Consider the following 23387-nt stretch of genomic DNA (forward strand, 5'->3'; position numbering starts at 1 on the left):
AATATGATCAGCGCGGTTGTTGGTGCGGTGACCGCGCTTGTGCTGGCATGGATGGACTGGGGCGTATGGGCGCTTGTCTATTCCGGCATCTCTATGTTTGTGAGCAAAGCGATCGGATTGATGTGGGCCGCCAAGCTATGGGTGCGTCCTGTCTTCAACCCATCAGGCGCATGGGATCTCTTCACCTTTGGAGGCACGCTAACCCTGTGCCAGCTGTTTTGGATTATCCAGAGCCAGAGCGATGTCGTTATCGCTGGCCGTATTCTCTCAACCTACGACCTAGGCCTTTATACGCAGGCTTTGTTCCTGACCCTGATCGTCACCGCGCGCTTTATCCCGCCAATCAATGAAGTCGCGCTTGCTGCGTATTCAGAGTTGCACCGGGCTGAAAAGCCGCTTGCACCTTACTTCCTTAAGACCGCACGCATGGTGATGATGGTGAGCGCGCCAATATATATAGGCCTCACACTGACCAGCGAGAATGCAATCAAAGTTCTGATGGGCGATAAGTGGTTGGAGCTGATTCCTATCTTCCAAGGGCTCACCATAGTGATGCCAGCCTTTGCGCTTCAGCTGATCTGTTCGCCCGTCACAAATGCGATGGGCCGCCCGCGCGTGCATCTCTTCACCAATATATGCGGTGCAATCATCTTCCCATGTGTTTTCCTATGGGGCGTGAGCCAAGGGGCGATGGGTTTGGTGCAAGGCTGGTGGATCGCGGCGCCCGCGCTCATGACGATTACACTGGCCGTGACGCTGCCGCGTATAGGCGTATCGCTGCCCGCGCTGATCGGTGCTATTGCTCCGATTGCTTTGGCCTGCGCTGTTATGGCCGTGATTGTATTGCTCGCTCAAGCGCTATTGCCGATTGCGTCACCTTTGGGCGCGCTCGCGTTCCACGCAGTGCTGGGAGCGGGAGCCTATGGGGCGACATTCTGGTTCGGTTATCGCGGTATTGTAAAAGACACTTGGGCAATGCTTCGCCATCACGAGCCACCAACCGCCGCTGCGTGAGGCATCTCAACATTTGGGCTTAGAGCGACTGTCTGATACTCTGCTTTTCAATCGCGGCATCCCTGACATGCCGCGCAATTGGGACAGGATGAACACATGACGCTTCTTTGGGCACTCCCCGCCATGGCCGCAAATCTTGCTGGAACGAGCGCGGCGACGACTGCGGTTGAACCGCCCATTGTCCCGCAGACCCCTAATATAGAAGCGATTGCTCCCAATCTCGCGGATCCGGCAACCGAGATCCTGGCGTTGGAAGAGGAGCGGTATAATCGCTACACCGTTCCTGTCCTGATCGATGGGGCGGGTCCGTTTGACTTCATGATTGATACTGGCAGTCAGGCGACTGCCGTCACACATCAGATTAATGAAGGACTTGAGCTGACCCATTCCGGCACCGCCACGTTGGTTGGCATGGCCAGCCGGCGGCCTGTCAATATCGTCGAAGTGGATGAGATGAGCTTTGGCAATCACACGGTCTACGACGTGCTCTCCCCCGTGCTTGACCGGCGTAATGTCGGGGCGGATGGCATTCTAGGTCTGGATAGCCTGCAGGACTTTCGCGTGCTGATCGATTTCCGCGAAGAAACGATTGCTGTTCAAGATGTCACCCAGATCGACAATCACCGTCGCGGCTTTGAGATTATCGTGCGTGCGAAGCAGGAACTGGGTCAGCTGCTGATCACTGATGCCCTTGTCGAAGGCGTTCGCGCGACCGTTATCATTGATACAGGCGCTCAGGCGAGCATCGGCAATCTTGTGCTACAAGAACGCATCCGCTCCAAACGCCAAGAAGAAGTCACCACCACTGACGTAAATGGCGTGGAAATGACTGGAAATATGGGGCTGGTCCGCAGCCTCTCAATTGAAGGACTCGCGCTCACAAATGTGCCGCTTGCCTTTGCCGATGCGCCTGCATTCGAAGCTTTGGGATTGGGGGACAGGCCGGTCATCGCGCTTGGTATGGACCATCTCAAAATCTTTGATCGGATCGCAATTGATTTTTCCCGGCAACGCATCCTGTTTGACGTGCCACGAGATGTCGCGCGCGCGATGCGGCGTAACAGAGGTAATGCGCTGCGACCCAATGGATTCTAGGCCAACGCTTTCTAGCGCAGCCTAAATCAGACGTATCTTGTAGTCGGCCAGCCTTGCGCCCACATGGCGCAGAGTAATGCCACCCGATACCGCCTCTTCCGATCGCCCAACCGCTCCGCCAGAGGCAGAGGGTTGGCCAACGCTCAAGCGGTTCCTTCCTTATCTATGGCCAAGCGACAATCCCGAATTGCGCGTGCGGATTGTGCTGGCGATGTTGCTGGTGCTGTCCGCAAAAGGCGTAACGCTTGCCCTGCCCTTTGCCTATAAAGGCGCGGTCAATGCGATGGAGGGCAGCCCCGCCGCCACTGAAATTGCTGGCGCTGCTCAAGTCGCGACGGCGCTAGTCGCGGCCTATGTGCTGGGTCGCTTCACCTCGCTCATGTTCGATAATCTGCGCAATGTCGTGTTTGAGCGCGTGGGCCAGATGGCGACCCTGGCCTTGGCAGAGGACGTGTTCCACCGGCTCCACAGGCTAAGCCTTCGCTTCCACCTCACCCGGCGCACAGGCGAAGTGACCAAGATTATCGAACGCGGAACCAAGAGCATCGACATGATGCTCTATTTCCTGCTGTTCAACATCGCTCCGACCGCCATCGAGTTGATCGCCGTGGGTGTGATCTTCTACCTAAATTTCGGGTGGGAGCTGGTTGCTGCGACCGCTTTTACAGTGGTCGCCTATGTCGCTGTCACCCGCTGGATCACCGAATGGCGCACAAAGCTGCGCCGGGAAATGAACGATTTGGATGGAAAAGCACTGCACCGTGCGGTCGATTCTCTCCTCAATTTCGAGACGGTGAAATATTTCGGCGCTGAGCGGCGCGAAGAAGAACGCTACGGTCAAGCCGCCCGCGCCTATGCCAAGGCGGCCGTGAAATCGGAAAACTCGCTTGCCCTGCTCAATGTCGTCCAATCAGGGATCACCAATGCTCTGATGGCAGGCGCAATGGCATTTAGCGTGTGGGGCTGGAGCCAAGGCAAGCTGACGGTTGGCGATCTGGTTTTCGTGAACACCTATTTGATGCAGCTGTTTCGCCCGCTTGATCTGCTGGGTTGGGTCTATCGCACCATTCGCCAGGGGCTGGTCGATATGGCTGAGATGTTCCGGCTGATGGATACAGATGTCGAGGTTGAAGACGTACCGGGCGCCCCTGCCCTTTCGATCAACGAGCCGTCGCTGACCTTCGACAATGTGACCTTTGGCTATGATGACGGCCGCACCATCCTTAAAGGCCTCAGCTTTGAGGTGCCCGCAGGCAGCACTTTGGCGATTGTTGGCCCATCCGGAGCGGGCAAGAGCACTATCGGACGTCTGCTGTTCCGCTTCTACGATCCGCAATCAGGCCGCATTCTGATCGACGGGCAAGACATTGCCAAAACGCAGCAGGAAAGCGTGCGCGCAGCCATCGGCATCGTCCCGCAAGACAGCGTATTGTTCAATGACACGCTGGAATACAACATCGCTTACGGCGCAGAAGGCGCTGATGATACGGTGGTGGAACAGGCCGCACGTGACGCTGCATTGATGCCACTGATCGAACGCCTCCCAGACCGGTTCGAAACCACCGTGGGCGAACGCGGCCTTAAACTGTCGGGCGGAGAGAAACAGCGGGTCGCCATCGCGCGAACTCTGGTGAAGAACCCGCCGATCCTGCTGCTCGATGAAGCGACGAGTGCGCTCGATACACGGACCGAGCAGGAGATCCTCGGCACACTTCGCCGCCTTGCGAGCGGACGCACCACAATTGCGATTGCTCACCGGCTTTCAACGATTGCCGATGCGGACCGAATTCTCGTGCTCGACCAAGGCGAGCTTGTTGAAAGCGGCACGCATGACGGACTGCTTAAAGCAGGCGGGCTATATGCCGATATGTGGGCGCAGCAGGCGAATGAGCAGGCTGACGATAACGCTGAGGAAGTCGCCGAGCCTGCTCGTATCTAGTCGCCCCCGTTAATCGTCGGCCACCGTTTCCACGATCGAGAGTTCACTGCGCGTTAGATCCAGTGCCGATGCGGAGATAATCTCAACATTGTCGCGGATCGCCTGCAAGTCCTCGACAAACTCAGCCGCATTGCCAACCACGATAATGGTCGTGCGCTCAGGATCGACATAGGTGCGCGCAGCTGTATTGGCCGCATCCGCGTCCACCGCAGACAAACGCTCAGCAAAACGCACCGCTTCGCTTGGCTCCAATCCCTGTTGCAGCAACGTGGCAAGTGTTCCGTTAAAACCGCCGCTTGTCTCCAACCGCCGCGCATTTGCTCCGCTCAGGAAAAGCCGCCGCCGCTCCAGCAATTCTTCAGACAGAGGCTCTTCGGAAAGGCGCGCAAATTCATCGAGGAAAATCTGCACGACCTCATCGGCTGTATCGTTCTTGGTCTGCGCACTGGCAATCAGCAGCGACGTGTCCTGCCGGTCGGCAAACGAGGAATAGGCGCCGTAGCTAAGCGAGCGTTTTGTGCGAATTTCGTCGAACAATCGCCCGCTTGATCCCCCACCCAGCACGCTATTGGCGAGCTCAAGCGCGTAGTAATCAGGGTCAGTGCGTGACAGCGCGCGCGATGTCGCAATAACCGATGCTTGTCCCGCCTCTGGCATATCAATCACGATAGTCCTCACCGGCTGCGCTTCGCCAGCAGCTTCGGCTGGGATCGGGCCCGCCCGCATTTGAGTGCTCCAATCGCCAAACATCGCTTCTGCGGTTGCCATCACGGTGTCTGCATCAATACCGCCAGACACTACGATCTTCATCCGGCTTGGGTGGAAATAGCGCTGACGGTGTTCGAGCAAGTGGTCACGCGTGATGGCGGGCAAAGTCTCAGACGTGCCGCCCGGCTGGGTGCCATAAGGCGCATCGCCATACATCGCGACGCGGGTGACCATACGCGAAAGGCCGCCCGGTTCATTCATCGCGACCCGCAAACCGTCCAATGCGCGGGCGCGTTCGCGCTCAAATTCTTCTGTCGGGTAGATCGCGCCTTTGATGATTGAGGCAGCAAGCGAGCCTGCTTCATCCAGATTGGCAACTGGTGCGGTAAGGCTGAATGAAGTGCCATCGCTGCCCGCGCCGCCACCAAAGCTTGCGCCCAGGCTTTCAAAACGCGCAGCAATTTGGGCGGCATCCATGCCATTGATGCCTTTGTCCGCAAGGCCAGCGGCCATCTGTGCAAGACCGGCAAGCTCACGTGGGTCTGTTTTGCTGCCACCCGGCATCAGCATGGAAATGGTCGCGATCGGAACATCGCCGGTTTGCACCGCAACGACTTCAATACCGTTGGTCAAAGTGCCTTCGACAATTTCAGGTGCGGCCACTTCAGGGGTTACGCCCGGTCCCGGAGGCGCTTGGCGTTCGCCCTCTGGTTTAACCTCGCGAATTTCACCAACCGCCGGGGGCAGCGTGCGGAACTCAGGCAAAGGCACAGGATTGGCATAGCTCGCCGGATCATCTTCGCCCGCGCGGTAAGTCACCGTCACGCGCTTTTGCGGGTCGAGATATGTCGCGGCAACGCGCATCACATCATCTGCGCTCACCGCAACAATCGCGGCGAGCCGCGCGTCTGCCGCATCGGGATCGCCGGTGGAGACCAATGCCTCGCCCAGTTCAAAGGCCCGGCCACGCGCGGTTTCACGGCGGCGCAAAGTGCTGGCCATGATCTCATTCTTGGCCTCAGCCAATTCCGCATCACTCACTGGCTCAGTGCGAAGCTTCTCCAGCTCTGCATCAAGCGTAGCGCTCGCGGTTTCCATTTGCTCTTCACCGCGCACCACAGCAAAGGCGCCGAACTGCCCCGCCTCACGGAAAGAAGATGATCCGCCAAAGGTCTGCACCGCTTGTCCTGTGCGTATGAGCGCGGCAGCAAAGCGGCTATTATCGCCCCGGTCCATGATCGCGGAAAGCACTTCGAGTGCCGCGGCATCGGGGTGGGTTGATTCTACGCCTTTCCAAACCCCACCAATCACCGGCAGCGGCACATTGGGCGCGGTGGCGTTGACTGTACGCGGGCCGGAGACCTCTGGCTCTCGCGTCTCAATGGCCAGATCAACCGGATTGGCGCGGCGCGGAATATCGGCAAAATACCGGTCGACCAGCGAGCGCAAATTGCTCATCTCAAAGTTACCCGCAACAATCAAAGTCGCCGTATCGGGGCCATAATACGCCTCGTAAAAAGCGCGCGCGTCGTCGAGCGTTGCGTTATCCAAATCCTCAATTGAACCAATGCCAGGTCGACGGTGCGGCATCACATCGTATGCGTTTTCCGGGATGACAAAGCGTTGGAGGCGGCCATAGGGCGGCGCAAGCACACGCTGGCGCAGTTCCTCTTTCACAACGCCTCGCTCGGTTTCGAACACTTCGTCATCAACCACGACATTCGCCATGCGCTCACGGTGAGTCCACAGCATCGTTTCGAGATAGGCCGCGGGCACCTGCTCAAAGTAATTTGTGCGGTCGATCCAGTTAGAGGCGTTGCGCGTGCCGCCAATATCAGCGGTGAGGCCATAGATCATGTTATAAGGCATATTCTCGGTCTTGCGGCTGAGGATATGCTCAAACAGATGCGCGAAACCGCTGCGGCCAGCCGGATCAAGTTTCGATCCAATATCGTACCAAAGCGAAGTGGTGACGGTGCTGGTCGTGTCATCTTCGATCGCGATCACACGCAGGCCGTTGTCCAGCGTCCACATCGTGTATTCGATCTCTGGCGCGCTGAGCGTCGGGGCGCTTGTTGTGGCTTCGGAATGCGCCTCCGCGAGAGCCGGAGCGGAAGCAGCCAAGCCGATGGCGGCTGCACTAACGAGCAGTAGATTGCGGATCATAATGTAAAGGCCCCGTTCTCACGTAATCAAAGATTTGCGTCGGGGTGAGTAAAGCGCGCGCGCACGGCAGGATCAACCGCAAATGCACGCAATGGTCGCTGGACGGGTGACTTTTATCGACGCGCGTCGGTGCTGAGCTTTTCGAGCAGCGCAAGCGCATCTTTGCGACGATCCCACGGCACGAACAGATGATCATGGTGAAGGCCCGCAATCACATTGCAGGCAACACCGGACGTCGCGAGCGCTGTGGAAACCGCCGCTGTCAGCCCCACCCCTTCAAGATCGGAATGCACTTGCAACGTGATCTTGGCAAAATGCCGCGCATCTGGAGCCGCGGCCTGAGCAGGCAAGATGCACGCCATGCCTTCTTCTTCACGAATCAGAGCAAAGGCGGTTTCAGGAATGAAGCTCGCATCTGAGATCTCATGAAAGGCCCATGCGCACTCCGACAGCTTTGGCGCCATACCTGTCAGCATGGCATTGAGATCAGAGACGGGTTTTTTATCCATTCATTCCATTACACCGTCACTGGTAATCGGTGCAATCGATAAGGACCTCATCCCCCGCTAAGTGGCGCAGCCGCAGAGCTGCCCTGCGTAGGAGAAGTGTAGAATTGACATGAAGGCTGCCAATATGGACGCCTCATGGAAAGCTGAGCAATTATCCGATTTATGAGCTCCAGATCGGCCCGGAAGGGCAGATAAAAACCGACAATTTGAGGTGTGGTTTCGGTCTCATCATCATACATCAAGCTTCGCACAGACCCTATGCCAACCAGAGCATTTTCTACCGACGTTGAATCCAAACTGCTTTGTATTGGTATAGCCGCTGACACCGGCCTGCCGCTAACGCCCAAAGTCTGTGCAACCATAGTACCTGTCAGCACATCAAGGTTCGCGTTAGCCCCTATTGCTCCCAATCCGGTGATAGACACGTTAGACTTCGTAGTGGCGACATCAGCTATAACTCTTACGCCAACACCAACATAGACTGGTATTGACACGGTAGTGCTTCGACCACTTTTTGATTTTCCAGCAATACCCACTTCTGACTCAGTCAATGAGGGTTCAATGTCGAGGCGGCGCACATGCAAGTCTGAGACCGAGTAAAGGCCCTCGTCGACTAGGTTAGGACTGTAAGGAATTGTTTCACCTTCATTGTTCTTCCAAAAAAGGTCGAATGGAAGGCTAATGGTATCGACATTGACGTAATCTACAGTGACCTTGTATTTCCCTTTTGAACCAGTCGTTTCACCAACCCCGAATTGCACCCCGCCATTTGCGGTGAATTGCTGAATTCCGATCCTCACCGTGTTATTGGGTAGCGCAACCACCGGCCGCTCTAACACCAACCCACTTTCCTCTCCGCCATAAAAGATACCACAGTGATAAGGATCACTGGCACGATACTCAACGGGTAGGGGATCAATGGGAATATAGGTGTAACCTGACGCGAGTTCGCCCGCCGTCCGCGGCCTCACTTCACCGCCAAGCGCACATCCACCGAGTAGAATAGACGAAACGAATACAATCGAGAAACTTTTCATGACACCCCCATATCAATTCATGGAATGTCTATATTCAAAGCCCTAAATTGTCCAATTACTTTGCAAAGTATTTTTACTAGCGCTCCGCAAAGCCTTTTTATTGAATTTCTATAGAATATACTTCGACAAGTCCGTGTTGCCAGCCAAATCAGACAGGCGGTCGCGCACATAAGCGGCGTCGATTGTGATTGTCTCGCCCTCATGCTCTTCGGCTTCGAAGCTGATTTCTTCCAGCAGTTTCTCCATCACCGTCTGCAACCGCCGCGCACCGATATTCTCAACGCTTTCATTGACGCGGGCAGCGATACTCGCGACCTCCGTGATCGCGTCCTCAGTGATGTCGAGCTCGACCTTTTCCGTGCCGAGCAAAGCGCGATATTGCTGGACGAGATTAGCGCGGGTTTCGGACAGGATGCGCACAAAGTCTTCTTGTGTGAGCGCGCGCAGCTCCACCCGGATGGGCAAGCGGCCCTGCAATTCGGGCAGCATGTCAGAGGGCTTCGCCACATGGAAAGCGCCGCTGGCAATAAACAGCACGTGGTCGGTTTTCATCGGGCCATATTTGGTCGCCACCGTTGTGCCTTCGATCAAAGGCAGCAGATCGCGCTGCACACCTTCGCGGCTAACCGATCCGCCGCGCACATCACTGACGGCGATCTTGTCGATCTCATCGAGGAAGACGATGCCGTTTGTCTCTGCATTCGAAAGCGCGACGCGGGCGACATCTTCATCATCGAGCCGCTTGTCCGCCTCTTCATCGACCAGCTTGTCCCATGCTTCGGGTACACGCAGTTTGCGCTTCTTCGTGGGTTTTTTGCCAAAGGCTTTGCCCATCATGTCGCTCAGGTCGATCATCTGCAAATTGCCGCCCATATTGCCCATATCGAAGCCGGGCGTGGCAGCGTCAGTGACGTCGATTTCAACCTCGACATCATTCATCGCGTTTTGGGTGATCCGCTGGCGAAAGCTCTCGCGCGTAGCTTCAGAGGCGTTTTCGCCCACTAACGCATTGAGCAGCCGCTCCATCGCGGCCTCTGATGCTGCCTCGCGAACGGATTCGCGGCGGCGCTCTTTCTCCAGACGAATTGCCTCTTCGACCAGATCGCGCGCAATTTGCTCTACGTCACGGCCGACATAACCGACTTCGGTGAACTTGGTCGCCTCAACCTTTACAAAAGGCGCTTCGGCAAGCTTGGCCAGCCGGCGGCTGATCTCTGTCTTACCGCAGCCTGTGGGGCCAATCATGAGGATGTTCTTGGGCGTTACCTCATCGCGCAAATCTGCGCTGAGCCGCTGGCGCCGCCAGCGATTGCGCAAAGCGACGGCAACCGCGCGCTTGGCATCTTTCTGGCCGATAATGTGATCATCAAGAGCGGCGACAATCGCCTTGGGAGTAAGGTTATCTATCATGATAGCTTTCGCAAAAGGATCTTAGACGGTTTCGACCGTGAGATTGCCATTGGTGAAGACGCAGATATCCGCTGCAACGGCCATAGCCTTGCGCGCGATCTGTTCTGCATCGCCCTCATAGTCGGAAAGAGCGCGTGCGGCGGCGAGCGCGTAATTGCCGCCCGAACCAATCGCCGCAATCCCGCCTTCAGGCTCAAGCACATCGCCATTGCCGGTCAACACCAGCAGGCTTTCGCTATCCGCCACGATCATCAAGGCTTCGAGATTGCGCAGGTATTTGTCTGTGCGCCAGTCTTTGGCGAGCTCGACCGCGGCCCGCATCAGCTGACCGGAATATTGCTCAAGCTTTTTCTCAAGCCGCTCAAACAGAGTGAAGGCATCGGCGGTTGCGCCTGCAAAGCCTGCGACGACCTTTTCACCTTCGCCAATACGTCGCACTTTGCGCGCATTGGGTTTCATAACGGTGTTGCCCATGGAGACCTGACCATCGCCCGCGATGACGACTTTGTCGCCGCGCTTTACGCCGATGATGGTGGTGCCGTGCCACTGGATCAGGCCGTGGCTTGCCGAGTTATCTGTCATGCTTCGCGATATGGGCGCTTCGCCGACAGGGTCAAGTTATGGCAGGCTTTGCGTTGCCCGCAGACCAGCGTCTACTGGCCGCCCGGAGCCACGCCGCCAACCTGGCCGATATTGCCGAACAGGTCTTCGAGGAAGCCACGTTCGCGGCCCAAAGTCGGTGTCAGATCGGCATCCGGTGAAAGCTGCACGACCTCTTCGATACCGCTGCGCTCAACCGAGGCGACATTGCCGGTTGCATCAAACCGCACGGCCAGAACCGAGTGGTTTTGAATGCGTGGACGCACGAAAGGACGGCGGCCCGTGACGCTAGAGATATAGTACCAAACAGGTTCGCCATATTGGCTGGAGAAAGTCGGCCGGCCCAGCGTTCCTTCGACCGATCGCTGATTATCAATGCCTGGCTGGATCGAGCGGGTCAGTAGCGGATCATTCACAAATCCGCGCGATTCGCGGATGGAAGAGCACGCGCCCAGCGCCAGCAATGCGCAGCTGAGCACAGTTACCTTGGCCACTCGGCCTGAAAGCATGCCTGTGGTCCAACGTGGCTTTGAAAAATTCACACCCATGGTGGCTTAACGATCCTGTCTAACCCGTGTCGAAACGCGCAAAATTCGCGCGGCTCTATATTGCGCCGTCGGCCTTAAGCCGTCCTGCGAGCGCTTGCAACGCCGCAAGAGCGCTGAGCTGGGGTCAGAGGCGTGAATTGTGGCTGAATGCGACTTGTATCCCGGCACATTGTTTACAATTTAACCGGGATACTTAAGCGGACATCGCGGTTTGTCTCAGTATTGGTGCAATCCGCTCTCCGCCGCATTTGGAAGACAAAGAATGTCATTTATCTCCCGTCTTTTGGGCACTGGCCCTGACCCGCGCGAGGCTGTGCGACCTTTGTGGCACAAAGTCGTCGAGCTGGCGCGTGAACCGAGTTTCTATTCCGATTGCAACGTGGCCGACAGTGTTGGCGGGCGATTTGACCTGATCACGGCTGTCCTTTGCACTGTGATGGTGCGCATCGAAGCGAGCGAAATGCGCGCGGAGAGCGCTCTGCTGGCCGAATTGTTCGTCGAGGATATGGACGGGCAATTGCGCGAGTTTGGCGTGAATGATGTGGTCGTGGGCAAACGCATGGGCAAATTGATGAGCGTGCTTGGCGGCAGGCTGGGTGCCTATCGCAGCGCCTTGGTCGCAAATGACCGCGAAAAGCTAATCAGTGCAGTGGGCCGCAACGTGACCTTCAGCGAAGAGGCTGACGAAGAGGCATCTGCGCAATGCGTTGCCCACAAATTGCTCGCTTTTTCGGAGCGTTTAGCAGCGTTTGACGATCAACAGGTGCTCAAAGCCGACACAATCTGGTAAGCGCGCCTCCCTGTGATCAATCATGCGACCAATGCCGTGACTATCGAACCCGAACTTTCGCGCCCGATCAAGACCAAGGGCCTACCTGCAGAACCCGTGGTGATTGAAGCCAGTGTTGAGGAACGCGCGGCGCTGGCCGATCGGTTTGGGCTGCCTGCAATTGATACTCTGCGCGCGCAGGTGGCATTGGAACTTCGCGCCTCCAGCATTCGTGCAACAGGCACGCTAGAGGCTCAAATCCATCAGTCCTGCGCAATCTCGGGCGAGGATTTCCCGGTCAGCATCAATGAACCGCTCGACCTGCGCTTCGTCGAAGCGGGCACGCTCTCTCCCAATGAACAGGAAGATGGCGAGATTGAAGTCGAGTTGGACGCCGAAGACTGCGATGAGATCGACTACGCAGGCGACACATTCGATCTGGGTGAAGCTGTTGCGCAGTCTTTAGGCTTGGCGATTGATCCTTATGCTGAAGGTCCGGGTGCGCAAGAGGCGAGAAAACGCGCAGGAATTGTGGCTGAGGGCGAGCAGACGGGCCCGCTGGCAGAGGCCTTGGCCGCGCTGAAGAAAGACTGAGAATTGATCGCTCAGCAATTGCTGGCGAGCACCTCTTCGACAAAATCATTCAGCGCCTTTCGCGTTGGAAACAGTTCGGGAAAACCGTCTTCAACAAGCCCTGCGATCTGAGCGGCGCTGCGGTTGCCGTCGACATGGCCTAGAATTAAGCGCCGCGCTGCGCCTTTCTTACTCAACGAAAGCGGCTTATCTGATTGCGCATCCAGCTGTGCAGGGTCGACAATCGTGCTGCGCCAGGTCGACAGTATTTGTTTCTTCGCATTACCGGGCGGCTGGATCGACCACGTGATAAGGCTCGCATCCGCAGCAAATCGCAGCGTCATGCCAACAACATCGCCTTCCTTGACAGGGAAAGACTGCTGCGCCGGGAGGAAGGCCTGAGAGCGCTTGATACTCTCATCAGCCAATGGCGAATTGGTCATTCGGACACCGCCGCCCAAATGGCAATTAAACCATCCTGCAATGCCATCAATCAGACTGTCTTTTGTCATCGTGATCTGCGCGTCAAACGCATACTCGCCCTGCGTCGGCGCATCGAAAGCAATCGATCCAAGCGTCAAAGAATCAGAGGCAAAATCATCGGGCGAAAGGTCGACGGCGTGACGCGAATTGCGGTTGTATTCCTCCAACCAGTGGAAAGCCTCAGGCACGGGATCATTTGACCATTCGCTTGCAAGCGCACGGCACTTTGGCGACGATACCGCAGCGATGCACATAGTCATGCTTTGCGGAATGATCTGGCCACCGGCTTTGAGCATCCGCTCTCGTGCATCGGCGAGCATTTCTACAATGCCATAGTCGAACCCAAAAAACCCGACATGGTCGCAAATTATAAGATCGACCGAATGCGGCAAGACAGAGCGAAACGAGCTTTCGGCGATGCAGGTGTAGCGATCTTGCCACCCCGCTCGTTGAGCGGATTCGCGCGCCAAATGGATGGCACCGCTCTGATCTACGCCCCAGACATGTCCAGCGCCCGCTTCGAGGCAGAGAATGCCGAGCACTCCGACGCCGCAGCCCAAATCGACCACCGTATCTGCATCACGCATCACTGCGCCAATTGCTGAACGATAGAGGTCCGCCCGATGCGGGAGCTTTAGATACTGAATATGTTCTGCCAGCGGTCCGGGCATTCAGCACGCATCCGTTTTGATCTTGAAAGGAGCTGGCAAAGGTAGAGCAAGCACTGGATACAACAAGTGTCTCGCGCCACGATGTAGCAACAGAACCCGAGTTGCGCCTTGCCTAAGACTTACGGGTTCATTGTCATGCCAAGGGCGCCATCGTTCCCACGATTGGCGCTGCCGCCGGTCAAATTGCGAACCGATCCATAGATAACGAGACGGGGCGCGGAGTACTGTACGCGTCGAATAGGCGCCGTTGCGGCGCCTTGGGGGGAGTTTGCCATGGTGATTTCCTAACCTTGCAACTCCTCCGAAAAAGCTATCATTTGCACCGATTAGCCGAAAGACGTTGCTAGCATACCGTGAGGTTTTGCCAGGTGGTTCACCAGTAAAAAGTCGTAAACTAACGAGAAGCCGTGCCGTCTAGACGACGAAACGCCCTATTGGAAAAACCAGCAAGAGAGTGCGCAGGCGCAAGAACAAGCTGCGCAAATCACATAGCTTGGCCTTGTGGTATCTGAGTTTGGCTTGATCTAGCGTGAGGCTTAGAACGGAATGTCGTCATCCAGATCGTCATAGCCGCCGCCTTGCGCGCCGCCTGATCCGCCGCCATTGCCGGCACCATCAGAGCCGCCACCTTGGTTCCAGCCGCCCCCGCCGGAGCCGCCTCCACCTTGGTTGCCGCCGCCATAGCCGCCACCGCCGCCTTGACCGCCGCCCATGCCGCCACCATCACCGCGGCCATCAAGCATAGTCAGCGTACCGCCCAGCCCCTGAATCACGACTTCGGTGCTGTAGCGGTCATTGCCGCTTTGATCTTGCCATTTTCGGGTTTGCAGCTTGCCTTCGATGAAGACCTTGCTGCCCTTTTTCACATAGCGCTCAACCACATTGACGAGCCCTTCGGAAAAGATCGCAACGGTGTGCCATTCGGTTCTTTCACGGCGCTCACCAGTGTTTTTGTCTTTCCAGTTTTCGGAAGTGGCGATGCGCAGATTGGCCACTCGCCCGCCATTTTGGAAAGACCGGATTTCAGGATCAGCCCCAAGATTGCCGATCAACATGACCTTATTTAGCGAACCCGCCATCGAATTGTCCTTCCCATCGTAAACACACGCAGCGCATCAACGCTGCGATTCTCTCGAAGGTTCTAGGACAGGTGAACGGCAGAGGCGATGGCGCCTGCGCGTTTTCCACCTCTGAAATGGAGATAATTACCTAGAGGGGTAACGCAGCCGCCCCAAAAACCGGGTTAGGCTGGGCAATTCTACTTCGCGGCTGGTGAGCTGATACTTGAACTTTTCAAACCGCATCACGCCATCAATCCGGCGGCCAAGGAATTCGTGGCTTTTGGCTTTGCCTTCGCTGTCATCATTGACGAAATAGGCGAGCGTCGCCGAGTAAATCCCGGCCAAGATCGCGCGCTTTGTATAGTGGTTGTAATCGGTCGCCGTGTCACCGGCGAGCCGCCACATAATGTCCGCCGAACGCCAACCAAGCTGCATTGATCGCGGCGCATTTTGAGGCATTGCCATAATCGCCATCGCGCGGCGCACGGCCTCATCAATATGCTCCACCGCATCAAGCCGATAGGCGACCAGTGAGCGGATACGCTCACGGATTTTCAGCTCAGCCAGGCGTTCCTGCGGCCATTCCGCTTCCATCGCCTGATCAACCGATGTGATCCATGCCTCAATCATATCCATCGCCTGACCGGTGCCAGGCTTCTTTGGAAAGGCGAGCTTTGCAATATCGACATCAGCGCCCGCCATTTCAGCGGCGGCAATCAGCGCGGTTTCATTCCACCCATCAAAAATCGCTGAAGCAGCAATGTCAGGAGCCAGCGCCACGCGCAGCTCATCAAGGGTCATGTCAGCGAAATTAGGCGTGGTGTCAGTCATATTAGAAAGAAGGCCCGTATTGCTGTTGGGTTCCCGAATCCCCGCGTTCCGCATCAGCCAGCTCAAACTCACGGCGCAGCAGAGAATTGCCCGTCATCAATTCCAGGTAATCGCGCGCAGACCGGCCTGAATTGTCATTGCGATCAGGATCAGCCCCTTCGGCCAGAAGGCGGCGGACCAGTTCCACATTGCGCTGGTGCACGGCGGCGATCAGCGGGGTTTCGCCCTGACTGTCGGCAACATTGACCTGTGCGCCCTTCTTGATCAGCTCTTCGACCCCTTCAACAAAGCCAAGCTGGGTTGCGAGCTGGATCGGCGTCATTCCATTACGATCGCGAATATTGGGATTGGCGCCGCGTTGCAGCAGAAAACGCACCCACAGCACATCGCGCCGTGCGGTCACGACATGCAGGCCGGTCTCTCCGGTGGTAATATCGCGGGTATTGATAACCTGCGTGCCCGGAACGTTCAGCATTTCGGTTGCTGTATCGCCGTCGCGCTCTTTTACCGCTTCGAGAAACTGATATCCTTCGGAATAGAGCTGCGCGCTCACAGGGCTCAACGCTGCAAAAGCAAGACCAATTGCCCCAACTGCACTGGCAATTGCTGGTGTAAGACCTAATTTGCGCAAAACAGTGGAAGCCACGCTTTGAACCTTTCGCTATTCCTGTCAGTAAACCCAAGTGCCCCTGAGATAGGGCTTCTTTGCGAGGACGCAATTAGCAGACCATGAACATCCGCGCCAACCCTTCCCGCATTATCGCTTTTCTCTTCGCACCCGCCGCTTTGGCGCTGGCCTCCTGCGGGACGGGCGAGGTTGACTATGGCGAGCCGCCGCTGACAGGCGCGACGATCGGCGGCGAGTTTGAGCTGACCAATAAAGACGGCGAAACCGTGCACTGGGCTGATTTTCAGGGCCAGTATCGGATCGTCTATTTCGGCTATGCCTATTGCCCCGACGTGTGCCCCACCGATGTGCAGCGCACGATCCAGGGGCTTAATCAATTTAGCGATAGTGATCCTGAGCTGGCAGCCAAAATCCAGCCGATCTTCATCACCATTGATCCTGAACGCGACACGCAAGAGGTTGTGGGCGAATTTGCAAATGCGTTTTCTGAGGATTTGATTGGTCTCACTGGAACGCCTGAACAAATCGCAGATGCGGCATCTACCTTCAAAGTGTTCTATGCCAAAGGCACAGTATCAGAAAGCGGCGGCTATCTGATGGACCATTCCGATATCGTCTATCTGTTCGGCCCTGATGGCGAGCCACTTGCAACCCTGCCCAAGGATGAAGGCCCCGATGCGGTTGCCTTTGAGCTGAGCAAATGGGTGAAGTGAGGGACGGCTTTTGGGAGCTGCCCTTAGAGCAGCTCACCCGCGCCGAGTGGGAGAGGCTGTGCGATGGCTGCGGGCGCTGTTGCCTGCACAAGATCGAAGACGCTGACACGGGCTCCATCGAAGACACCAATGTCGCGTGCAAACTGCTCGATACAGGCACTGCGCAATGCTCCGACTATCGCAATCGTAAGGCGTTCGTGCCCGATTGCCTGCGGTTGACGCTTGCGATTGTTGAGGATGTGCCATGGCTCCCTGCGACATGCGCTTACCGAATCCGTGCGCAAGGACGACCCTTGCCCAGCTGGCATTATCTCATCAGCGGCGACCGTGAAGACGTGGTGCGCGCAGGCATCTCTGTTGCAGGACGCGTGGTGAGCGAGGATGATGCGGGACCGCTAGAACATCACATTGTCGAATGGGATGAGCCGCGCAAATCTGCACCAATCGGCTTTCAAATTGAGGAGCCATCCGAGTGATCGATTGGCTCAAAAGTTCAGCGCTGACGCGCGCGCCTGAGCCAGAGATTGAGCTGGACGGCACTCCCGTTCCCATAACCCTGCGCCGCCACGCCACGGCCAAGCGGCTCACCTTGCGCCTTGCCCCCGATGGCAGCGAAGTGCGCATCACTTTGCCCAAATGGGCACGCGCGACTGAGGCGATCACCTTTGCCCATTCGCGCCGTAATTGGCTCGCTGAGCAATTGGCAAAAGTGCCTCAACAAGCTGCGCCGGGGCCGGGCAGCGATGTGCTTTATCGCGGGGAAGCCTTGCGGATCGAGTGGGATGAAGGCGCTTCGCGACAAGTGACAATGACCGGGGACGCGGTGCGGCTGGGTGGTCCCAAAGAGGGGCTCGCCAAACGCCTGCAACGCTGGCTGGAGCGTGAGGCACTGGCGTTGTTTGAAGCGGATATGGACGACTACACCAAAGCGGCAGCATTAGAGGCAGTGCCAGTTGGCTTGTCGCGCGCGCAAAGACGCTGGGGCAGTTGCTCTGAGAAAGAGCGCATTCGGCTAAACTGGAGGTTGATCCAGGCGCCCGATTTTGTGCGCCGATCAGTGGTCGCTCACGAAGTCGCGCATCTTGTTCATTTCGACCACTCCCCTGCCTTTCACGCGCTGCTGGGCGACATTTATGAAGGCGATATCAAGCGCGCTGATCGCTGGTTAAAGGAGAACGGGCGCAGCCTCTATGCGAGCTTTGGTTGAGCTTACCGCACGCGCACCTTATATCTCCCACCATGTTCGAAAAGTCGCGCTTCAATCCCAAGCCGGGCCTACTCGATTTCTGGAACGAGTTTCGCAAGCCCAACCCCTATCGCTGGCCGATCCTGATCGTGTCGGTTCTGCCGATCGCTGCAATCGTCTATGCGCTTGGTGGGGAGACGCTTTATGGCGAAACCGAAAAGCCCGAGATCACCTATATTACGACGTTCGAACCTGATCGCACCGATGAAGAGATCATTGCCTCCAACATCGCCAATCAAGAGGTGAGAGAGCTGCGCGAGGCGCGCGAAGCTGAGATCGAACAGCGCAAGCGGGACCTGTACAAGGCGCTTGGCGCGGCAACCGGCATGGATGTCGATGCCATCGAAGAGCGAGCGGAGGCCAATCGCGCGGCGGAAGAGGCCGCTGAGCAAGAATTGCGCGAGCAGCTCTATGGCCGCTCAGGTGAAGAGGGCGACGCTGATACACCAGCCCCACCTGCCGATGATGGCGAAAGTTCAGAGCGATAGGCGCGCTGCCCCCCACTGATAGCGATTGGATGGCCGCAACCGCGCGGCTTGCAACGCGTGCGCGGCCCATCAGCCGCCCCAACCCCGGCGTGGCTGCTTTGCTGGTCAAGGATGGCCGCGTGATTGGCCGAGGCTGGACGCAGAAAGGCGGACGCCCGCATGCAGAAGCCGACGCGCTTGCCGGCCTAGAAGCAAGCGGAGCGAGCGGCGCAACGCTTTACGTGACGCTTGAACCTTGCGCGCATAAGTCCGAGCGCGGGCCCGCCTGTACCGACCTTGTCATTGCGGCAAAGCCATCGCGAGTTGTGATCGGTCAGCTTGATCCAGACCCCCGCACGGCGGGCCAAGGAGTAAAGCGGATGGAAGATGCAGGCATCGCCGTCACACTCCTCGACGACAGCGCCGCGCGCGGCAGTCTTGCTGGATATCTGACCCGCGCCGAACTTGGCCGCCCGCATGTTACCCTCAAACTCGCCATAAGCCTCGATGGCTGCATCGCGCTTGCCGATGGGACCAGTCAGTGGATCACCGGAGAGACCGCCCGCGCGCATGTGCATGCTCAGCGCGCGCGTCACGATACCATTCTGGTTGGCGGCGGGACGTGGCGTGCAGACCGGCCGCGGCTAGATGTGCGGCTTGCTGGCCTCGAAGACCGCTCACCCGACCGCGTGCTCTTGACCCGAGGCGTCGCGCCAGATGGTGTACGGGTCATCAATCGCCCGGAACAAATCGCCGATTTGGCAGGCGTGCAATACCTTTATGTCGAAGGGGGAGGCGAAGCGGCGGCAAGCTTCCTCAAAGCCGACCTTGTCGATGCCCTCCATATCTACCGCGCGCCGATCCTGATCGGTGACGGATTGCGTAGCATTGGCGGGCTGGATTTGAGCGACCTTGCATCTGCGCACGGACGCTGGAGCCTTGGCGAACAACGTCGCCTTGGCAGTGATACATTCAGCGCCTATTGGCGCAGGCGAGACTAGAAGAGAGCCACACTCATGTTCACCGGAATTGTTACCGCCATCGGCACTATCGCTCAGGCTGAAAAACGCGGCGATCTGCGGCTTCGCATAAACGCACCGCTCGATCCTGCACGGATCGACATTGGTGCCTCAATCGCATGTTCGGGCGTGTGCCTGACCGTGGTGGAGCGTGGAGGTGAAGCTGGAGATGCCTGGTTTGACGTGGATGTCTCCGGCGAAACAGTTAGCCGCACCCGCCCTGACATGTGGGCCGAGGGCGCAAAGCTCAATATTGAGCCATCCTTGCGGGTCGGAGATGAGCTTGGCGGACATATCGTCACAGGGCATGTCGACGCCATTGGCGAGGTCGTTCTCGCAGAGCAAGCGGGCGACAGCTGGAAACTCGCCATCCGCGCGCGCGCTGAAATGGCGCCTTTCATCGCGGAAAAAGGCTCAATCACCGTGGATGGTGTGTCGCTGACAGTGAATGATGTGCGCGACCGGCCCGATGGCACATGCGACTTCATGCTCAATATCATCCCGCATACGGGCGAGGTGACAACATTGGGCGCGCTGACAGTTGGCGATAGCGTCAATCTAGAGATCGACGTACTCGCGCGTTATCTTAAACGCATGCAGGGTCTGGCCAGCAGTCGCTGAACTCAGCCGCTATACGGCGTCATTGTCGTGCGAGCGCGGCGTTTGACGCCTTTCCTCGCCAGTCCGGCGGTCGCCCCCTTTGCGGCGTTCCTCGCCATCAAATGGCAGTTGCGCCTTACGGCGTTCACCCTTCCTGCGGTCGCCCGAGGTCGGTTCGGCTGGTTTTTCATTGTCTGACAAGGTTGCACCCCCTTCATTCAGAGGGCCATACCATAACAAATAAATTATTGATGTAAAAAGACGAAAAGGGCGGATCTACACAGACCCGCCCTTACCGTTCGTCAAATTGAAGCGAGCCCTAAAGGCCGTCTACGCTCTTGCTTACCAGTACATTCACAGCAACGCGGCGGTTTTGCGCTTTGCCATAAGTGGTGCTGTTGTCCGCTGCCGGATCAGCTTCAGCCATGCCGGTAGGGGTGAGCATCCGATACGGTGCCCAGCCACATTGCTGCTGAAGATAGTTCACCACGCTTGCCGCGCGGCGCTCTGACAGGCGCTGGTTCACTTCTTGGCTACCGGTTGAATCGGTGTAGCCAACGACCAGAAGCAGTGCGTTGTCGGTGCTTTCTGCCTGCTGTGCTGCTGAGCAAAGCTCTGTACGGGCACGATCAGACAGGTTGTGGCGGCCCGTGTCGAAATAGACATTGGTGGTCGCTTTGATGTTGTACTGATCAATCGCACCAAACCGGCCACGCAGCGCTTCGGTTGCTGCGGTGTTTTCGCCGATTGCCTGTTCATTCGCAGAAAAACGCTGCGAAGTGCCTGAACGGATCATCTCAGCGGTTTCGAGGTCAGAGCCTGCGAAGCGCACTTTGCTAGCGACAAGACCGCCTGCCCATTCGCGCGTTTCAACTTCCACTGGCAGACCATTGAGCAACGCGTTGGCACCCAATGTGTCACGGCCAAGGCCAAGGAAACCGCCACGGGCACGAATGCTCGTTTCGTCAGTCACAGTGAACACCGAGGTCGAACCGTCAGCAGCGGTAACCTGTACGCGGTTGCCATTGCGAGCGGAGATGAAACCCTCAAGGTTGGGGCCATCGACCAGACCTTCCAACGCCGGTGGTGCTGGTGCAGTCACAGTCGTTAGAACATCGCCCTGAGACACTGGGGTCTCAGACGCTGGAATTTGTTGCGCAGCTGCTGGCGTTGAAAGCCCTGCTGCCATGATTGCAAGGGCAAGCGCGCTCGCCGATGCTTTAGAAATAGTATTCATTTGGGTACTCCTTCAATCAATTTGACCCATCCTGGTCACTTCGCCCGGAGCCCTGCCCAATTGCTTGGGGCTAGCCCGTCCCGTAGCCGCGAAATGACACAAAGGGCTGATCAAACCCCCTTTTATTCTTGGTTAATACACGCAGAGCCAATTGCTCGTTTTCGGGCTCTTTTTGAGGCGCGCATCAACAATCGGCCAATTGTTGTAACAAACCTTGCTGTTAGATGAACGTGTCCGTCAGCCTTACACGGTCTACCGATGGCAAGAGACGGCTTTGCGGTGAGTGGAGACTGGCGACCCCGCACCGATTGGACAAAACAAAGGGGCGCGAAGGTTGATCCCTCGCGCCCCTCGGCGTTAGATTGAAAACGATTCTCAAGCTTACATTGCTGGAGCGGTTCCCTGTGTAACGGTTGCAGTGTTGCCGTCACCCGACTGCATGGCAGTTGAATTGTTGCCATCAGAGTACTGGTTAACGGTCGCGGTGTTACCCGCGCCAACACCGAACTGATCGATCAGGCTGGTGTTGCCCGTGCCATACTGACCAGAGAAGGCATCATTGCTGATCCCGCTTTGATTGATCGTTGAGGTGCTGGAAAAGCCGCCCTGCTCGATTGTCGCTGTGCTCAGCGATTGCGAACCTGACAGGCCAGACTGCGTGATGTTAGCGGTGTTGCCATCGCTTCCCACAAGCTGGCGGACAACTGCGCTGTCATTACGTGCAGAGGCATCCTGAATGACATTGGCAAAGCTGGCATTACCGAGCTGATCGATATCCGCGCTGGAATTCAATCCGCCAAGCTGGCTAACAGTCGCCTGGTTGGTGTCACCAATTTGCAGAACATCGGCAAGCAAGCCGGCGCCATCCTGGTCAACAAACGCCTGGTTCGATGAACCGGTTTGCGAAACGTTGGCAGTTGCGCCTTTATTGTCCTGCTCAACATCAGCAAGGTTGTTGGTGCCATTCTGAACGACATTCGCGATCAGGTTTGAATCCGCTTGGAACAACGGGTTCTTGTCGTCCTGATCCACCAAAGCGACGTTCAAGTCGCCGGTCTGGGTGACCGTGGCGAGGAACGTGTTCGCACCGTCATTGTCAAAGTTCTGATTGACAGTCGCGCTGCTCGCGCCGTTCTGGTTGACGATCGCATCCATGTTACGCGAGCCAACACCGTTGGCCGTCTGGGTAATGTCCGCTGTCGCGCCATTATCCTGATCGACATCAGCAAAAAGATCGCCGGTCATATCACCGGTCAGCGTTTGCGTGACGGTAGCGTTTGACCCGCCAAATTGATCAATATCGGCAAGCGCAGACGGGTTAACCCCGCTATTGTCGCTTGCTGACTGGGTTACGATTGCGGTCGAGGAATCCTGATTGACAAATGCGCGCATGTTCTTGCCGCCATTGGTGCCAGTTTGGAGCACGTCTGCCATCGAGTTACCGGTCTGACCGATTTCCGCTCGCAATCCACCGGTGTAGCCAGGGCCATCGGAGTTTTGATCGATCGTAGCAATGTTGCTCGCACCGCTCTGGTCAACGCGGGCAATCTGGTTGAAACTGCCAGCTGCGATGTCCTGCGTGATGGTCGAGCTGTTGTCGCTGCCATCTTGGGTAACAACGGCTTCTGGATCGAAGTCTGGAATACCGGTTGTGCCGCCGTCATTATTAGAGTTGGCATTGTCATTCTGATCAATGTCGGAGCTGTTATTGGTTCCGTTTTGCGACACGCTGGCCAAGGCGTCATCGGCAATTTGATCAATCGTGGAAGTGTTCGAACCGGTTTGGCCGACGCTGGCAGAGTTGCCATTACCGGTTTGGTTGACCGTCGAATTGCTCTGCGCCAGCGCCGGTGCAGTCATGCACAGCGCGGCGAGAGATACGCCGGCATAGATATACGTTCTCATCTTTGCTTTCCCCCAAAAGGTTGAGCGAGATTATCGCCCAATTTCACACCTGTTAGCGGACCCGAATCAGGCATCTTTGCACCTATTTTTCTGATGGTTAGCTAACAGGTAAGATGCGAATATTAAAGGGATTTAACCACGAATCTGCAAAGAACTTC

25 protein-coding genes (1 of these 25 cut by a window edge) are annotated in these 23387 nt (G+C 57.0%); 11 read left to right on the top strand and 14 right to left on the bottom strand.

The window, feature by feature from the left end; translation table 11 throughout:
• From AC0V6N_RS11005 to AC0V6N_RS11015, 3 genes are all read left to right on the top strand, one after another.
• Positions 1-1014: the 3' portion of a lipopolysaccharide biosynthesis protein gene (locus AC0V6N_RS11005; protein ID WP_486171594.1), read on the top strand. Its footprint begins 411 nt before the window's first position; the window shows 1014 of its 1425 coding nt (coding positions 412-1425); the start codon falls outside the window, past its left edge; its stop codon occupies positions 1012-1014.
• A gap of 96 nt (positions 1015-1110) precedes the next feature.
• Positions 1111-2109, top strand: coding sequence for a retroviral-like aspartic protease family protein (locus tag AC0V6N_RS11010; RefSeq protein WP_486171595.1), 999 nt, complete (start codon positions 1111-1113; stop codon positions 2107-2109).
• 76 nt (positions 2110-2185) lie between these two features.
• Complete coding sequence (locus tag AC0V6N_RS11015; RefSeq protein ID WP_486171596.1) at positions 2186-4048, top strand: ABCB family ABC transporter ATP-binding protein/permease; 1863 nt, start codon at positions 2186-2188, stop codon at positions 4046-4048.
• A gap of 9 nt (positions 4049-4057) precedes the next feature.
• Here AC0V6N_RS11015 and AC0V6N_RS11020 read toward each other — a convergent pair whose 3' ends face one another.
• The 6 genes from AC0V6N_RS11020 to AC0V6N_RS11045 form a co-directional block, all read right to left on the bottom strand.
• Positions 4058-6922 (bottom strand): M16 family metallopeptidase, encoded by a 2865-nt coding sequence (locus tag AC0V6N_RS11020; RefSeq protein WP_486171597.1) that lies wholly within the window; start codon positions 6920-6922, stop codon positions 4058-4060.
• 113 nt (positions 6923-7035) lie between these two features.
• Positions 7036-7431, bottom strand: coding sequence for an ACT domain-containing protein (locus tag AC0V6N_RS11025; RefSeq protein WP_486171598.1), 396 nt, complete (start codon positions 7429-7431; stop codon positions 7036-7038).
• A 47-nt stretch (positions 7432-7478) separates the two neighbouring features.
• A complete protein-coding gene (locus AC0V6N_RS11030; RefSeq protein ID WP_486171599.1) occupies positions 7479-8468 on the bottom strand; it encodes a hypothetical protein in 990 nt (329 codons plus the stop codon).
• Between the two features lie 108 nt (positions 8469-8576).
• The gene (gene hslU / locus AC0V6N_RS11035; RefSeq protein WP_486171600.1) at positions 8577-9878 is read right to left on the bottom strand and encodes an ATP-dependent protease ATPase subunit HslU; all 1302 of its coding nucleotides are present in this window, start codon (positions 9876-9878) and stop codon (positions 8577-8579) included.
• Positions 9879-9899: 21 nt separating this feature from the next.
• Positions 9900-10460, bottom strand: coding sequence for an ATP-dependent protease subunit HslV (gene hslV, locus AC0V6N_RS11040; RefSeq protein WP_486171601.1), 561 nt, complete (start codon positions 10458-10460; stop codon positions 9900-9902).
• 71 nt (positions 10461-10531) lie between these two features.
• The gene (locus AC0V6N_RS11045) at positions 10532-10987 is read right to left on the bottom strand and encodes an outer membrane protein assembly factor BamE (protein ID WP_486172475.1); all 456 of its coding nucleotides are present in this window, start codon (positions 10985-10987) and stop codon (positions 10532-10534) included.
• A gap of 301 nt (positions 10988-11288) precedes the next feature.
• Between AC0V6N_RS11045 and AC0V6N_RS11050 the strand changes: the two genes are divergently transcribed.
• Together AC0V6N_RS11050 and AC0V6N_RS11055 are read left to right on the top strand one after the other, a co-directional pair.
• Positions 11289-11816, top strand: coding sequence for a ubiquinol-cytochrome C chaperone family protein (locus tag AC0V6N_RS11050; RefSeq protein ID WP_486171602.1), 528 nt, complete (start codon positions 11289-11291; stop codon positions 11814-11816).
• A 12-nt stretch (positions 11817-11828) separates the two neighbouring features.
• Positions 11829-12389 (top strand): YceD family protein, encoded by a 561-nt coding sequence (locus AC0V6N_RS11055; RefSeq protein ID WP_486171603.1) that lies wholly within the window; start codon positions 11829-11831, stop codon positions 12387-12389.
• 11 nt (positions 12390-12400) lie between these two features.
• On the opposite strand, the gene AC0V6N_RS11060 is transcribed toward AC0V6N_RS11055, so the two are convergent.
• The 5 genes from AC0V6N_RS11060 to AC0V6N_RS11080 all read right to left on the bottom strand — a co-directional run bounded on the left by AC0V6N_RS11060 (position 12401) and on the right by AC0V6N_RS11080 (position 16060).
• Positions 12401-13522, bottom strand: a complete 1122-nt coding sequence (locus AC0V6N_RS11060) for a methyltransferase (RefSeq protein ID WP_486171604.1) — start codon at positions 13520-13522, stop codon at positions 12401-12403.
• A 119-nt stretch (positions 13523-13641) separates the two neighbouring features.
• On the bottom strand, positions 13642-13797 hold the full coding sequence (locus tag AC0V6N_RS11065; RefSeq protein ID WP_486171605.1) for a lasso RiPP family leader peptide-containing protein: 156 nt from the start codon (positions 13795-13797) through the stop codon (positions 13642-13644).
• Between the two features lie 261 nt (positions 13798-14058).
• A complete protein-coding gene (gene ssb / locus AC0V6N_RS11070) occupies positions 14059-14601 on the bottom strand; it encodes a single-stranded DNA-binding protein (RefSeq protein WP_486171606.1) in 543 nt (180 codons plus the stop codon).
• 126 nt (positions 14602-14727) lie between these two features.
• On the bottom strand, positions 14728-15414 hold the full coding sequence (locus AC0V6N_RS11075) for a COQ9 family protein (protein WP_486171607.1): 687 nt from the start codon (positions 15412-15414) through the stop codon (positions 14728-14730).
• A 1-nt stretch (position 15415) separates the two neighbouring features.
• Positions 15416-16060: an ankyrin repeat domain-containing protein gene (locus AC0V6N_RS11080; RefSeq protein ID WP_486171608.1), complete on the bottom strand. Its 645-nt coding sequence runs from the start codon at positions 16058-16060 to the stop codon at positions 15416-15418.
• Positions 16061-16143: 83 nt separating this feature from the next.
• Between AC0V6N_RS11080 and AC0V6N_RS11085 the strand changes: the two genes are divergently transcribed.
• Genes AC0V6N_RS11085 through AC0V6N_RS11110 form a run of 6 tightly spaced genes read left to right on the top strand, consistent with a single transcriptional unit; the run spans position 16144 to position 20108 of the window.
• On the top strand, positions 16144-16755 hold the full coding sequence (locus AC0V6N_RS11085) for an SCO family protein (RefSeq protein WP_486171609.1): 612 nt from the start codon (positions 16144-16146) through the stop codon (positions 16753-16755).
• On the top strand, positions 16743-17231 hold the full coding sequence (locus tag AC0V6N_RS11090) for a YcgN family cysteine cluster protein (RefSeq protein ID WP_486171610.1): 489 nt from the start codon (positions 16743-16745) through the stop codon (positions 17229-17231). Before AC0V6N_RS11085 ends, AC0V6N_RS11090 begins: the two co-directional genes overlap by 13 nt.
• Positions 17228-17962, top strand: a complete 735-nt coding sequence (locus AC0V6N_RS11095; protein ID WP_486171611.1) for a M48 family metallopeptidase — start codon at positions 17228-17230, stop codon at positions 17960-17962. Before AC0V6N_RS11090 ends, AC0V6N_RS11095 begins: the two co-directional genes overlap by 4 nt.
• Positions 17963-17994: 32 nt before the next feature.
• A complete protein-coding gene (locus AC0V6N_RS11100) occupies positions 17995-18489 on the top strand; it encodes a hypothetical protein (protein WP_486171612.1) in 495 nt (164 codons plus the stop codon).
• Positions 18490-18494: 5 nt separating this feature from the next.
• Positions 18495-19469, top strand: a complete 975-nt coding sequence (ribD, locus tag AC0V6N_RS11105; protein ID WP_486172476.1) for a bifunctional diaminohydroxyphosphoribosylaminopyrimidine deaminase/5-amino-6-(5-phosphoribosylamino)uracil reductase RibD — start codon at positions 18495-18497, stop codon at positions 19467-19469.
• A gap of 15 nt (positions 19470-19484) precedes the next feature.
• Positions 19485-20108, top strand: a complete 624-nt coding sequence (locus AC0V6N_RS11110; protein WP_486171613.1) for a riboflavin synthase — start codon at positions 19485-19487, stop codon at positions 20106-20108.
• A 9-nt stretch (positions 20109-20117) separates the two neighbouring features.
• Here the strand turns inward: AC0V6N_RS11110 and AC0V6N_RS11115 are convergent, their stop codons facing one another.
• From AC0V6N_RS11115 to AC0V6N_RS11125, 3 genes are all read right to left on the bottom strand, one after another.
• On the bottom strand, positions 20118-20288 hold the full coding sequence (locus AC0V6N_RS11115; RefSeq protein ID WP_486171614.1) for a hypothetical protein: 171 nt from the start codon (positions 20286-20288) through the stop codon (positions 20118-20120).
• Between the two features lie 118 nt (positions 20289-20406).
• On the bottom strand, positions 20407-21324 hold the full coding sequence (locus AC0V6N_RS11120; RefSeq protein WP_486171615.1) for an OmpA family protein: 918 nt from the start codon (positions 21322-21324) through the stop codon (positions 20407-20409).
• 381 nt (positions 21325-21705) lie between these two features.
• Positions 21706-23229, bottom strand: coding sequence for a beta strand repeat-containing protein (locus tag AC0V6N_RS11125; RefSeq protein WP_486171616.1), 1524 nt, complete (start codon positions 23227-23229; stop codon positions 21706-21708).
• Between the last annotated feature and the right edge of the window lie 158 nt (positions 23230-23387).

The organism is Erythrobacter sp. S57(2025), from assembly GCF_057365055.1.